Genomic DNA, 13,539 nt, shown 5'->3' with positions numbered 1-13,539 from the left:
TCTGATCATGCTCCTCGACTACATCCTGGGCGCGGCCGTGACCGCGTTCCTGTTCGTTTATCTCGTCTACGCCCTCGTGCGGCCGGAACGGTTCTGAGGAGGGCACGATGACTTTCAACGGCTGGCTGCAAATCCTTATTTTCTGCGCGCTCGTGCTCGTGTGCGTCAGGCCGCTCGGCGGCTTCATGGCGCGCCTGTTCTCGGGCGAGCGCACTTTCCTTACGCCGGTCTTCGGGCCGGTGGAGCGCGTCTTCTATTCTCTCTCCGGCGTGAGGCCCAATGCCGAGCAGCACTGGAGCGTCTATGCGATCGCGATGCTCGCCTTCAACTTGGCGGGCTTCCTGCTGCTTTACCTTCTGCAGCGTCTCCAAGGCGGGCTGCCGCTGAACCCGCAGGGCTTCGGCGCGGTGCCGACCGATCTGTCGTTCAACACCGCGATCAGCTTCGTCACCAACACCAACTGGCAGAACTACGGCGGCGAGACGACGATGTCGTACCTCGTCCAGATGACTGGGCTGACGGTGCAGAACTTCGTGTCCTCCGCGACCGGCATCGCGCTCGCGGTCGTCCTGATCCGTGGCTTCGCCCGCAAGTCGATGCGCACGGTCGGCAATTTCTGGACCGACATGACGCGCGCGACGCTCTACGTCCTGCTGCCGATCGCCTTCATCATGGCGCTCGTCTTCGTCTGGCAGGGCACGCCGCAGAACTTCGACGCTTATGCGACCGCGACTACGCTCGAAGGCGTCCAGCAGACCATCGCGCAGGGCCCGATCGCCTCTCAGGAAGCGATCAAGATGCTCGGCACGAACGGCGGCGGTCCGCTGAACGTCAACTCGGCGCATCCGTACGAAAACCCGACGCCGTTGACCAATCTGATCCAGATGATCTCGATCTTCGCGATCGGTGCCGCGCTGACGAACGTGTTCGGCCGGATGGTCGGGGATGAGCGTCAGGGCTGGGCGATCCTCGGCGCGATGGGCGTGCTGTTCATCGCCGGCGTGGCGTTCTGCTACTGGGCCGAGGCCTACGGCAATCCTCTGCTGACCCAGCTCGGCGTCGATCCGACCGCCGGCAATATGGAAGGCAAGGAAGTCCGCTTCGGCGTCGCCCTATCGGCGCTCTTCGCCGTGATCACGACCGCCGCCTCGTGCGGCGCCGTCATCGCGATGCATGACGCCCTGACGCCGCTCGGCGGCATGATCCCGCTCATCAACATGCAACTCGGCGAGGTCATCATCGGCGGCGTCGGCGCGGGTCTCTACGGCATGCTGCTGATGGCGATCATCGCGGTCTTCGTGGCGGGCCTCATGGTCGGCCGCACGCCGGAATATCTCGGCAAGAAGATCGAGGCGCGCGAAGTGAAGATGACGATGCTGGCGGTGCTCTGCTCGCCTTTCGCCATCCTGCTCTTCACCGCGATCGCGACCGTGCTGCCCTCGGCCGTGGCGAGCATCGCCAATCCGGGCCCGCACGGCTTCTCGGAGATCCTCTACGCCTACACCTCGGCGGCGGCGAACAATGGTTCGGCGTTCGGCGGCCTGACGGGCAACACGCCCTTCTACAACCTGACGCTCGGCATCGCGATGTTCATCGGCCGGTTCTTCCTGATCGTGCCCATGCTCGCGGTCGCGGGTTCGCTCGCGGCGAAGACGACGCTGCCGCCCTCGGCCGGCACGTTCCCGACCAACAACGGCCTCTTCGTTGGCCTCCTCGTCGGCGTCGTCCTCATCGTCGGCGGCCTGACCTTCCTGCCGTCCCTCGCACTCGGACCCGTGGTCGAACATTTCGCCATGCTGTCCGGCACCACCTTTTGATCGGTGATCGCAATGAGCGCCCGTAAACAATCAAGTACCTTCAACAGCGCCATCCTCGTGCCGGCGATCCGGGGGAGCTTCGCCAAGCTCAACCCGGCGCACATGATCCGCAATCCGGTCATGTTCGTCGTTGAGGTCGTCGCGGCGCTGACGACCGTCCTGCTCGTACGCGACCTCGCGACCGGCGTGACGGCCGAGCTCGGCTTCCAGTTCCAGATCGTGCTCTGGCTCTGGTTCACCGTCCTGTTCGCGAACTTCGCGGAGGCGGTAGCCGAGGGCCGCGGCAAGGCTCAGGCCGCAAGCCTGCGCCGGACCCGCAGCGAGGTCGTGGCCAAGCTCTACGTCGATGAGGCGAAGGGCACCTGGATCCCCACTCCCGCGCTCGAACTCGAGCCCGGCCAGGTCGTTCTCGTCGAGGCGGGGGACATCATTCCCTCCGACGGCGAGGTGATCGAGGGCGTGGCCTCCGTCAACGAGGCAGCCATCACCGGCGAGTCCGCGCCCGTGATCCGTGAATCAGGCGGCGACCGCTCTGCGGTGACTGGCGGGACGCTCGTCATCTCCGACCAGATCAAGGTCCGCATCACGGCGGCCCAGGGCTCGACCTTTCTCGATCGCATGATTGCGCTCGTCGAAGGCGCCGAGCGGCAGAAGACGCCGAACGAGATCGCGCTGAACATCCTGCTCGCGGGCATGACGATCATCTTCATCTTCGCCGTCGCCTCGATCCCGAGCTTCGCCTCCTATGCGGGCGGCGCGGTTCCGATCGTGATCCTGGTCGCGCTGTTCGTGACCTTGATCCCGACCACGATCGGCGCGCTGCTCTCGTCCATCGGCATCGCCGGCATGGACCGTCTGGTGCGCTTCAACGTGCTCGCGATGTCCGGCCGCGCGGTGGAAGCGGCGGGCGATGTCGACACGCTGCTTCTCGACAAGACCGGCACGATCACCCTTGGCAACCGCGTCGCGACGGAGTTCGTGCCGGCTCCTGGCGTCACGGAACGTGACCTTGCCGATGCGGCGCAGCTCGCTTCGCTCGCCGACGAGACGCCGGAGGGCCGCTCGATCGTCGTGCTGGCCAAGGACAAGTATGGCATTCGCGGCCGCGACATGGCCGGGCTGAAGGCCGAGTTCATTCCGTTCACCGCGCAGACGCGGATGTCCGGCGTCGACATTGACGGCCGCCAGATCCGCAAGGGCGCGGAGGACGCGGTGCGTGCCTATGTGCGCACCCTCGGCAACAACGACGTGCCGGCGGAGGTCACCAAGGCTGTGCAGTCGATCGCAAAGTCGGGCGGTACGCCGCTCGTCGTCGCGGAGGGCTCGAAGCTCCTCGGCGTCGTCCACCTCAAGGACGTCGTCAAGGGTGGCATCAAGGAGCGCTTCGCCGACCTGCGCGCCATGGGCATCCGCACGGTGATGATCACCGGCGACAATGCGCTCACGGCGGCCGCAATCGCGGCGGAAGCGGGTGTCGACGACTTCCTGGCCCAGGCGACGCCGGAGGCGAAGCTCAAGCTCATCCGCGACGAGCAGGCCAAGGGCAAGCTGGTGGCGATGTGCGGCGACGGCACGAACGATGCTCCCGCGCTCGCGCAGGCCGATGTCGGCGTGGCGATGAACACCGGCACGATGGCGGCCCGCGAAGCCGGCAACATGGTCGATCTCGACAGTGATCCGACCAAGCTGATCGAGATCGTCTCGATCGGCAAACAGCTGCTGATGACGCGCGGCGCGCTGACCACCTTCTCGATCGCCAACGACGTCGCGAAGTATTTCGCGATCATCCCGGCGATGTTCCTCGCGCTGTACCCGCAGCTCGGCGCGCTGAACGTGATGGGGCTGGCAACGCCGCAGAGCGCGATCCTGTCGGCGATCATCTTCAACGCGCTCATCATCGTCGCGCTGATCCCGCTCGCGCTTAGGGGGGTGTCCTATCGCGCGGTCGGCGCAGCCGCGCTGCTCCGGCGCAATCTCGTCATCTACGGCCTTGGCGGCCTCGTCGTCCCGTTCGTCGGCATCAAGCTGATCGACATGGTCGTCTCCGCCATCGGGCTTGCTTGAGGTCCATCATGTTGAACCAGATCCGTCCCGCCCTCGTCATGATCGTCCTGATGACGGTCGTCACCGGGCTACTCTACCCGCTCGCCGTGACCGGCGTCGCTCAGGTCGCGTTTCCACATCAGGCGCATGGCAGCCTGATCGAGAAGAACGGAACCGTCGTCGGTTCCGAGCTGATCGGCCAGAACTTCGCCGGCGAGAAGTACTTCCACGGCCGCCCCTCGGCTGCGGGCGCCAATGGCTACGATGCCGGCGCGTCGAGCGGCGCGAACCTCGGCCCGACAAATGCCAAGCTGATCGACCGCGTGAAGGGCGATGTCGAGAAGCTGCGCGGCGACGTGCCGGCCGGCCCGGTTCCGGCCGATCTCGTCACGACCTCGGCTTCGGGCCTCGATCCTGACATCTCGCCGGCGGCGGCGGACGTGCAGGTCTCCCGAGTCGCCCAGGCACGCGGCATGGACGTCAACGCGGTCCGCGATCTCGTCGCCCGGCACACCACGGACCGGCAGCTCGGCATTCTTGGTGAACCGCGGGTCAACGTGCTCGCGCTGAACCTCGCTCTGGACGACGCGAAGCCGTAATGACGGTCGCGGTTCGGTCTCCCGGTCTCATGGTGGAGTCGAAACATGTGCTGTTCGGGATCGAGGTCGTTCATCGTGACCATGCTCTTGGACTGCTTTCGGCGCGACTCGGGCAGATCACGGCGCTGAACCGCGCGAAGCTCCAGAGCACGTTCCGCCTGAAGACTCCCGTGGGATGGGCGTCCAAGGGCGTCGCGCTCGCCATGGCCACTCCGCCGGATTTCGGCGGCGTGAGCTGGGCCGCCGCCCGGCTGATCCAGCCGGTGACGTTCGAGAGGGGTAGGCTGCCAGCCGATCTGGTCTTCGCCGTCGTGGGGCCGATGGGAGATGATCTGGCCGGCCGCCGGGCGGTCCGGATATTCGAAAAGCTTGCGCAGGACGCGCCGATGCTGGCGGCGCTCAGGGCGGCGACATCGTCGTCATGGTTCTGCGCGGAGCTGACCTTCGCATTCGAACGTCTTGGAAATCCGTTGGGTGTTATGATGAGGGAATGAGCCCGGTCATCGGCGACGACATGGAGATCATGGATGTGGAGGCGACCGCCAGGCGCGGCCGCCTCAAGGTCGTGCTCGGCGCCGCGCCTGGTGTTGGCAAGACCTATGAGATGCTGCTCGCCGGCAAGAGGCGGCAGAAGGACGGCGTCGACGTCGTCGTCGGCGTGGTCGAGACGCATGGGCGCGCCGAGACGGCTGCCCTGGTCGATGGCCTTGAGATCGTGCCGCGCCGCAAGGTCGGTCATGCCGGGCACGAACTCGACGAGATGGATCTCGACGCGATCCTTGCCCGCAGGCCGCAGCTCGTCCTCGTCGATGAGCTCGCCCACACCAATGCGCCCGGCAGCCGGCATCCGAAGCGCTGGCTCGACGTCGAGGAATTGCTGAAGGCCGGGATCGACGTCTTCACGACGGTCAATATCCAGCATGTCGAGAGCTTGAACGACGTCGTCGCCCGCATCACCCGGGTGCGGGTGCGCGAAACCGTGCCGGACGCCGTGCTCGATCGCGCCGACGATATCGAGATCGTCGACATCTCGCCGGACGACCTGATCGAGCGGCTGAGGGAGGGCAAGGTCTATGTGCCGGCGCAGGCGCAGCGGGCGCTGAACCATTATTTCTCGCCGGGCAACCTGACGGCGCTTCGCGAACTCGCGCTGCGTCGGACCGCGCAGCGGGTCGACGAACAGCTTCTCGACCATATGCGCTCGCATGCGATCCGTGGCCCATGGGCGGCCGGGGAGCGGGTGCTGGTCTGCGTCTCCGAGGACCCGCGCTGCCCGAGCCTGATCCGCTATACGAAGCGGCTCGCCGATCAGCTCCATGCGCCCTGGACCGCGCTCTATGTCGAGACCGCGCGCAGCCATTCGCTTTCTGAGGATGAACGAGACCGCATCGCCGATTGCCTGCGGCTCGCGGGCGAACTCGGCGGAGAACAGGCGACCGTTCCGGGCCGCGGTGTCGTCGATGAGGTGCTGTCGTTCAGCACGGCGAACAACGTCACCCAGATCGTCATCGGCAAGTCCGACCGGCCGCGCTGGTTCGAGGTCATGCACGGCTCGGTGGTCCACGATCTGGTCCGGCGGGCCGGGCCGATCAGCGTCCATGTCGTGGCGGGCGAGGAGACGGGGCAGAAGCAGAAGCCGGTGAAGGCCGCGGCTCCCGTCCGCCCGGATCCGATCCGGACTTATGCCGGCGTCACCCTGGCCGTCGGCATCGCGCTCGGCGCCGGCAAACTGATCGAGCCGGTGGTAGGGCTGGAGACGATCGACCTCGTCTTCCTGATGGCGGTCGTCTCGGTGGCGGTCACGTTCGGCCTCGTTCCGTCGCTGGTCGCGAGCCTTGCCGCCTCGCTCTGCTATAATTTCTTCTTCCTGCCGCCGCTCTACACCTTCACGATCGCCGCGCCCGCCAATATCGCGGCCTTCGGTTTCTTCCTCGTCATCGCGCTCGTCGTTTCCAATCTCGCCGCGAAAGTCCGGTCGGAGGTCCTGATCGCCCGCAACCGCGCGCGGACGACCGAGGCGCTCTATTCGTTCAGCCGCAAGGTCTCGGCTGCTGGCACGCTCGACGATCTCCTCTGGGCGACGGCGTACCAGATGGCTTCCATGCTGAAGCTTGATGTCGTCGTGCTCCTGGACGAAGGCGGCGGGCTCCAGCTGAAGTCTAGCTATCCTCCCGAGGACGAACTCGACGAAGCCGATCTCGGCGCCGCGAAATGGGCGTTCGAGGCGCGGACCCCGGCGGGACGCGGCGCGGATACTTTGCCGGGCGCCAAGCGGCTGTTCCTGCCGCTGCGGACTGGCGACAAGGTTCCGGGCGTGGTCGGCCTTACGCGAACGAAGCCGGGACCGCTGCTGACGCCCGACGGACGGCGCCTGCTGGAGGCGCTGATGGACCAGGCGGCGATCGCGGTCGAGCGCTTTGGTCTGGCGCACGACATGGACGCGGCTCGTCTGGCGGCCGAGACGGAGCGGTTGCGCTCTTCGCTGCTAGCCTCGCTGTCGCACGACCTCAAGACGCCGCTCGCCTCGATCCTCGGCGCGGTCACCTCGCTCCGACAGTACAACGACCTGTTCGACTCGAAGGCGCGCGACGAGCTCGCCGCGACGATCGAGGAGGAGACCGAGCGGTTGTCGCGCTTCGTCGCCAACCTGCTCGACATGACGCGGCTCGATTCGGGAGCGATCGTGGTCGAGCGTGCGCCTGTGGACGTCGGCGAGGTGATCGCGAGCGCGCTTCGCCGGACGGAGCGTGTACTGGCAGGACATCGCACCCAGATCGACATTCAGGATGGCCTGCCGTTCCTGTCTGCCGACGCAGTCATGCTGGAACAGGTGCTTGTAAATCTCCTCGACAACGCGGCGAAATACACGCCGGCCGGTACTTTGATCGCCATCCAGGCGAAGCATGACGATGCGGGAATGGCGTTGCGTGTGATCGACGAGGGGCCGGGCATCCCGGACGGGGAAGCGGAGAAGATCTTCGAGAAGTTTCACCGCTTCCAGGAACGCGATCACCGGCTTGCCGGAACGGGCCTCGGCCTTGCGATCTGTCGCGGCTTCGTCGAGACGCTCGGCGGGACGATCAATGTCGAGAACCGCGCCGACCGTTCGGGCGCGATCTTCACGGTCCGCTTCCCGGCGAGCCTGTTCCTGCCATCGGTGCGCGGCGAGGCCGCCGAATGAGCGATGGTGTCCCGATCCTCATCGTCGATGACGAGCCGCCGATCCGGCGGCTCCTGCGCACGAGCCTCGGGCCGAACGGCTTCCATGTCATCGAGGCCGAGAACGGCGAGATCGCGCTGAAACTCGCCGTTCATGAGAAACCCGACGTGATGCTGCTTGATCTCGGCCTGCCGGACATGGACGGCGGCGAGGTGATCCGGCGCCTGCGCGCCTCCGGCTCGAAACTGCCGATCATCGTGCTGTCGAGCCGGGGCGACGAGAAGGGCAAGGTCGAGGCGCTCGATCTCGGCGCGGACGATTACGTGACCAAGCCGTTCGGCATGGCCGAGCTGATCGCCCGCATTCGGGCGGCTCTCCGCCACAGAGTCCAGGATGATGGCGGCACTCCGGTTTTCCAGACCGGCGATGTCTCGGTCGACCTGACGCGCCGCAAGGTCACGCGGGCCGGAGAGCCGGTGAAGCTCTCGCCGAAGGAATACGACATCCTGCGAATGCTGGTTGTCCATGCCGGAAAGGTGCTGACCCACCGGATGCTGATGCAGGAAGTCTGGGGTGCCGCGGGCGACGTCCAGTATCTGCGCATCTATATCCGCCAGCTCCGCCAGAAGCTGGAGCAGGACCCTGAGCGGCCGGAGATCATCCTCACCGAGACCGGGGTCGGATACCGGCTCGCGGACTAGCGGGCGGCCCAGGCCGCGTAAGCCGCCCCTCGTGACGAGGGGCGCCGTCGCATCTATATCCCGAGCGGATCCATCACCGCTCGGGATAGAAATGTTCGAACTCAAAGTGGCCGACGCGGCTGACAAGGCCACGTTCTATGACGACCTGACCAGCCAATTGACGGGCCTGCTCGAAGGCGAGCGGGATCCCATCGCCAATGCCGCGAACACCTCGGCTCTGCTGTTCCAGTTGATGCCCCGGCTGAACTGGGCCGGCTTCTATTTCATGCGGGACGGTGAGCTGGTGCTTGGACCGTTCCAGGGAAGGCCAGCCTGCGTACGCATCGCGGTCGGTCGGGGCGTTTGTGGAACTGCGGTTGAGCGGCGGCAGAGCATGCTCGTCGAGGACGTCCACGCCTTTCCCGGGCACATCGCCTGCGATGCCGCGTCCCGGTCGGAACTCGTCGTGCCGTTGATCAGGAATGGGAAGGTGATCGGCGTGATCGATCTCGACAGCCCGGACCTTGCGCGCTTCGACGAAGACGACCGCGCCGGCATAGAGCGTTTCGCCGCGATCTATCTCTCCGCGAGTGACTAGGTTTTCTGCTTCCGCATCTCTTCGAGGCTCGATATGTGCGAGCCGGCGGCTTGCTGCGATGCCGCCTCCACTGCACGGAAATGGGCGACCACGTCACGCCCGAGTGGGGTCAGTTCCGCGCCACCGCCGCTCTTGCCACCCGGCTGCGCGGCGATAACGGGCGATCCGAAGATGCGGTTCATCTCCGCGACGAGGTCCCAGGCGCGCTTGTAGGACATGTCCATCGCCCGGCCCGCCGCCGAGATCGAACCGTGCTCGGCAATGGCCTCTAACAGTGCCACCTTGCCGGGGCCGATCCAGCTGTTGTCGTCGAAATAGAGCCTGACCTGGAGTTTGGACATAAAGTCGCTCGCCGATGAATTGTTCACGCCATGCAGTTCTAGCAAAAGCCTTCGCCTCCTCGCACTCAGACCAGGTGGGCGGTCGGCAGTGCGGTGGTGTATTTCACCCGGCTCAGCGCAAAGCTCGAACGGATGCTGGAGACGACCGGGATCTGGGTCAGGACGTCGATCACGAATTCCTGGTACTTCGACAGATCCTCGGCGACGACGCGCAGCAGATAGTCGGAATCGCCGCTCATCAGATAGCACTCCATGACTTCGGGCCGCTTGGCGATCGCGCGCTCGAAGATCGAGAGCGATTCCTTGTTCTGCTTCTCCAGCGAGACGTGGACGAAAACGTTGACCGTGAGGCCGAGCGCTGCCGGGTCGACGACCGCGACCGAGCGCTGGATGACCTCGTTCTTCTTCAATTCGCTGACGCGGCGCCAGCAGGGCGACTGGGACAGGCCGACGTCCTTCGCCAGATCGGCGAGGCTGATCTCGCTGTTGGTCTGAAGCGCATCGATGATGCGGATCGTGGCGGCGTCGAAATTCTGTTTCTGCATCGGAACAAAATCCCCAGATATTGGCAATAACCGGTTCAATATTCTCTATATGACGGATCTGTCCGCAAAATAGCACGAACTTTCCTGCAGATTGGGATCACTCTGTACGCGTTGCGTTCGTGCCTGTGCGGCAGAGGCATTCGTGAGCATCTCGACCACCTGCACCCAGGCTATTTCCACCCGTGACGCCGAGGCGCGTCAGACGGCGATCTGGCTCGGCCTGATGGTCGTGCTCTGGGGCCTGAGCTGGCCGGCGATGAAGGCCGCGCTCGGGTCCATCCCGCCGCTCTGGCTGGCGTCGTTCCGGTTCTCGACCGCCTGTGTCCTGCTGTTCGCGCTCTGCTGGATGCGCAGGCAGCTGCGGTTTCCGCCCCGTGCGGACTGGCCGATCCTGCTCAGCGTCGGCGGTCTGCAGATGATGGCTTTCACAGCTCTCAGCCTGACCGCGATGCAGTTCACCGATGCCGGCCGCGCGGCGGTGCTCGCCTATACGACCCCGCTCTGGGGCGTGATCGCCGCCTGCCTGTTCGTCAGCGAGCGGCCGACACGCTGGCAGCTCTTTTCCCTTGCCGTCGGCCTCTCCGGCATCGCGCTGATTTGCTCGCCTCTCGGCATGGACTGGACGCGGCCCGCGGTCCTGCTCGGCAATGCGCTTCTGCTCGCGGCCGCGATGTGCTGGGCTGTCGTGATCCTCCACGTCCGCAGGCATGTCTGGACCGCGAAGCCGATTGAGATCGCGCCCTGGCAGATGCTGTTCGCGACGATCCCACTGACGATAGCGGCGGTCTTTTTCGAAGGCTCGCCCACGCAGATCGAATGGACGCCACAACTCGTCGGCCTCGTCGCCTATATCGGCCCGGTCGCGACGGCGATCTGCTTCGTCGTCTCGTCGGAATATGGCCGCCGTGTCTCGACCTTCGCGATGTCGAACATCACCCTCGGCGTGCCGGTTCTCGGTCTCGTCTCCTCAGCCCTGATACTCGGCGAGGTCATGTCGGCAGGTTTGATCGGCGGTGTCGTGCTGGTCGTGATCGGTGTCGTGCTGTCGGCCGTCGCGATCCGCAGGAAGGCGCAGCAGAATGCGCTGACGGCCGAGCGTGCCAGGCGTCTCGCCAAGGCGGCGGGCACCGTCGGCTGACGATCAGGCCGGTATTGCCTTGTCGATCGCCTCGGCGAGAGCGGAAAGGGAAAACGGCTTGGCCAGGCGAGGTATGCCGTCGGCGGTACCCGGCGGCAGGTCGGCATAGCCCGATGCGAGGATGATCGGCAAATCGGGTTTGCTGGCGCGCAGCGCGGTCGCGAGTTGGGCGCCGGTCATTTCCGGCATTGCATGATCGGTGATGACGAGATCGAACGGCGCGCGCCCGATGCTGTCGAGCGCCTCCCGGCCGCAGCGGGCAAACGTCACACGGTGGCCAAGATCCTCTAGCAGCTCGCATGTGCTCATCAGCACCATGTCGTCGTCGTCGACGGCGAGAACCGAAAGCGTCCGTTGGCTGCCGCCGACCGTTTCCGCCGCCAATCCGTTATCATGGTAGGTGGGAACCTCGACCGACCGGGCCGGCAGCCAGATTTCCGCGGTTGTCCCTGCGCCCGGGGCGCTTTTCAGGATGAGAGTGCCGCCCGATTGTTCGGCAAAGCCATGCACCATCGAGAGACCGAGACCGGTACCCCGTCCCACCTCCTTGGTCGTGAAGAATGGATCGGTCGCCTTCTTCAGCGTCGCCTCGTCCATGCCATGGCCGGTATCGGTGACCGACAGGCAAATATAGCGACCCGGCTGGAGAGATGACGCCCGGCCCGTCGGCGTCATCTCACGCCCGGCGATCACGATGCGGCCTTCGCCATTCATCGCGTCGCGGGCGTTGACCGCGAGATTGAGGAGAGCGGATTCAAGCTGGTTCCGGTCGGTCTCGACCGACGGGAGATCGGGCGCGAGATCGATCTCGACCGCAATGATTGGGCCGAGCGAGCGCTCCATCAGCTCGCTCATGCCGCCGACGAGCTCGTTCAGGTCGACCGGCTCGAAGTTCAAATCCTGCTGCCGGGCGAAGGTCAGCATCCGCCGGGTGAGCGACGCGCCGCGCTGGGCGCCGTTCATCGCATTGTCGAGCAGGCGCACGATGCCCGGATCCTGCGGGAGGCGCTTGCGCAGAAGTTCTAGGCTGCCCAGCACCGCCATCAGAAGATTGTTGAAGTCGTGGGCGATGCCGCCGGTGAGGTTGCCCAGGGCTTCCATCTTCAGCACTTGGCCAAGCGCCTGCTCGGCCTGTCGCAAGGCCGCGGTGCGTTCCTCGACCTTCTCGGCGAGCTCGTCGCGGAATCTCTGCTCGCCGAGCCTGACCTCCGCCTCCGATCGTGCGCGCTCGATATGCGCCCATGAGCGCTCGGTGACTTCGGTGAGGAGCGCGATTTCGCTCGCCGTCCAGCGCCGCGCGACCTTGTCGTGGACGGCCATCAATGCGGTCAGCTGTCCTTCCTTCACCAACGGCATGCAGATCGTCGCCGTAATGCCGATGGCCTGAAAGGTCGCGGCCTCGTGCGGCAGGATTTCGGTCAGGTTGTCGTTGATGATCAGCGGCAGGCCAGCGGACAGGTTCCTTACCGCGAGCCGGCCGAAATCACCCAGGTTGTAATGACCGACAATGCTGCGGGAGCCCGGAGCCGCCCAATCGCCGCGAATGGTGAACCCGTTTTCGTCGGGGTCCATGTCGGCATAGGCGCAGGACGATACGCCGAGATATTCGCCGAGCATGCGGGTGCTGATCGCAAGGATCTCGTCGGCGTCGGTGCTTTTCGCGGTCTCCTTGCCGAGCCCGTCGAGGAAGCGGAGCCGGGCTTCCGCCTCGCGCAGCCGCCGCTCCACCCTGACGCGTTCCGTGGTCTCGACGACGATGGCGATGACGCCCGCCGGCTTTCCTTTTTCGTCGAGCACCGGCGAATAGTCGAGGTTCATCCAGACCTGTTCCGGCCGGCCGTGGCGATAGAGCGTCAGCTCCTGGTCCTGGTAGGCGAGTGTGCCTCCGGCGAGGCCGGTTCTCATGACGTGGTCGTTGAAGTCGGCGACCTCCGGCCAGCCCCTGCGAACTTCCGAGCCGAGGAGCTGCGGATGCCTTTGGCCGGCGAAGACCGAATAGGCATCGTTGTAGATCATGATACCCTCCTCGCCCCAGAGGAGGACGATCGGGACTGGGGACAGCAGCAGCATCCCCGTGACGGTCTTTAGGCTCTGCGGCCAGTGCTCGATCGGGCCGATGCTCGTCTGCGACCAGTCGAAGGCGCGGATCAGCGCACCGAGCTCGCCCCCGCCGGCGGGGAACGGCGAACTCCGGGTCGCAGCATTCAGTGTCTGATCTTCCGAATGCTGCTCCACGTCGTCCGGCCCCTCATGTGGTATTGCCGTGTGAAACATGCCGCGATTCAAAGCCGCTGGCGGTCGTTTGTTCCAATCCCCCGGCTCACATGTCGGGAGGTTCATGGCAAGTAAAGTATGGGTGTCCGGCCGCCCCTGTCGCGGCAAGGTGTTCTGTGTGAGGTTTGGGGATGACCTTCGGTCCCGCTGCATCCGGCGTTTATGCGATCGCCACGACGCCGTTTCATGCGAATGGCGCGCTCGACACGGTGTCGGTCGACCGGCTGACCGATTTCTACCAGGCGAGCGGCTGCAGCGGCCTGACCATCCTCGGGATCATGGGCGAGGCGCCGAAGCTCGAACCGGCCGAGTCGCGGGCGCTGGTGAAGCAAGTGGTCGGGCGC

The 13,539-nt window shown here is 65.5% G+C and carries 13 protein-coding genes; 10 read left to right on the top strand and 3 right to left on the bottom strand.

Going from position 1 to position 13,539, the window contains the following annotated elements; translation table 11 throughout:
- Nucleotides 1-7: 7 nt before the first annotated feature.
- From kdpF to ACFPFW_RS10850, 8 genes are all read left to right on the top strand, one after another.
- Complete coding sequence (kdpF, locus tag ACFPFW_RS10885; RefSeq protein WP_114957990.1) at nt 8-97, top strand: K(+)-transporting ATPase subunit F; 90 nt, start codon at nt 8-10, stop codon at nt 95-97.
- A 10-nt stretch (nt 98-107) separates the two neighbouring features.
- Entirely contained in the window at nt 108-1,817 is a 1,710-nt protein-coding gene (gene kdpA, locus ACFPFW_RS10880) for a potassium-transporting ATPase subunit KdpA (RefSeq protein WP_114957991.1), read from the top strand.
- A 12-nt stretch (nt 1,818-1,829) separates the two neighbouring features.
- Nucleotides 1,830-3,881: a potassium-transporting ATPase subunit KdpB gene (gene kdpB, locus ACFPFW_RS10875; RefSeq protein ID WP_114957992.1), complete on the top strand. Its 2,052-nt coding sequence runs from the start codon at nt 1,830-1,832 to the stop codon at nt 3,879-3,881.
- A gap of 8 nt (nt 3,882-3,889) precedes the next feature.
- Nucleotides 3,890-4,459 (top strand): potassium-transporting ATPase subunit KdpC, encoded by a 570-nt coding sequence (kdpC, locus tag ACFPFW_RS10870; protein WP_114957993.1) that lies wholly within the window; start codon nt 3,890-3,892, stop codon nt 4,457-4,459.
- The gene (locus ACFPFW_RS10865; protein ID WP_114957994.1) at nt 4,459-4,953 is read left to right on the top strand and encodes a hypothetical protein; all 495 of its coding nucleotides are present in this window, start codon (nt 4,459-4,461) and stop codon (nt 4,951-4,953) included. Before kdpC ends, ACFPFW_RS10865 begins: the two co-directional genes overlap by 1 nt.
- Nucleotides 4,950-7,640 (top strand): ATP-binding protein, encoded by a 2,691-nt coding sequence (locus ACFPFW_RS10860; protein ID WP_114957995.1) that lies wholly within the window; start codon nt 4,950-4,952, stop codon nt 7,638-7,640. Before ACFPFW_RS10865 ends, ACFPFW_RS10860 begins: the two co-directional genes overlap by 4 nt.
- Nucleotides 7,637-8,320 (top strand): response regulator, encoded by a 684-nt coding sequence (locus ACFPFW_RS10855; RefSeq protein WP_114957996.1) that lies wholly within the window; start codon nt 7,637-7,639, stop codon nt 8,318-8,320. Before ACFPFW_RS10860 ends, ACFPFW_RS10855 begins: the two co-directional genes overlap by 4 nt.
- A 91-nt stretch (nt 8,321-8,411) precedes the next feature.
- Entirely contained in the window at nt 8,412-8,897 is a 486-nt protein-coding gene (locus tag ACFPFW_RS10850; protein WP_114957997.1) for a GAF domain-containing protein, read from the top strand.
- Here ACFPFW_RS10850 and ACFPFW_RS10845 read toward each other — a convergent pair.
- Both ACFPFW_RS10845 and ACFPFW_RS10840 read right to left on the bottom strand, forming a co-directional pair.
- On the bottom strand, nt 8,894-9,238 hold the full coding sequence (locus ACFPFW_RS10845) for a winged helix-turn-helix domain-containing protein (protein ID WP_114957998.1): 345 nt from the start codon (nt 9,236-9,238) through the stop codon (nt 8,894-8,896). The genes ACFPFW_RS10850 and ACFPFW_RS10845 overlap by 4 nt on opposite strands.
- Before the next feature lie 65 nt (nt 9,239-9,303).
- On the bottom strand, nt 9,304-9,783 hold the full coding sequence (locus tag ACFPFW_RS10840; protein ID WP_114957999.1) for an Lrp/AsnC family transcriptional regulator: 480 nt from the start codon (nt 9,781-9,783) through the stop codon (nt 9,304-9,306).
- 142 nt (nt 9,784-9,925) lie between these two features.
- Between ACFPFW_RS10840 and ACFPFW_RS10835 the strand changes: the two genes are divergently transcribed.
- Nucleotides 9,926-10,921, top strand: a complete 996-nt coding sequence (locus ACFPFW_RS10835; protein ID WP_379770671.1) for a DMT family transporter — start codon at nt 9,926-9,928, stop codon at nt 10,919-10,921.
- 3 nt (nt 10,922-10,924) lie between these two features.
- On the opposite strand, the gene ACFPFW_RS10830 is transcribed toward ACFPFW_RS10835, so the two are convergent.
- Nucleotides 10,925-13,195 carry an ATP-binding protein gene (locus ACFPFW_RS10830; RefSeq protein WP_162799746.1) on the bottom strand — a complete coding sequence of 757 codons (2,271 nt, stop codon included), beginning with the start codon at nt 13,193-13,195 and terminating at the stop codon, nt 10,925-10,927.
- A 131-nt stretch (nt 13,196-13,326) separates the two neighbouring features.
- Here ACFPFW_RS10830 and ACFPFW_RS10825 point away from each other — a divergent pair.
- Nucleotides 13,327-13,539 (top strand): dihydrodipicolinate synthase family protein (locus tag ACFPFW_RS10825; protein WP_379770667.1); only part of this gene is annotated, 213 nt, incomplete at its 3' end.

Source organism: Flaviflagellibacter deserti, from assembly GCF_042652085.1.
Taxonomy (GTDB): Bacteria; Pseudomonadota; Alphaproteobacteria; order Rhizobiales; family Methylopilaceae; genus Flaviflagellibacter; species Flaviflagellibacter deserti.
Note: the sequence above shows the minus strand (reverse complement) of the source record. Positions and strands in the feature narration are given on the sequence as shown.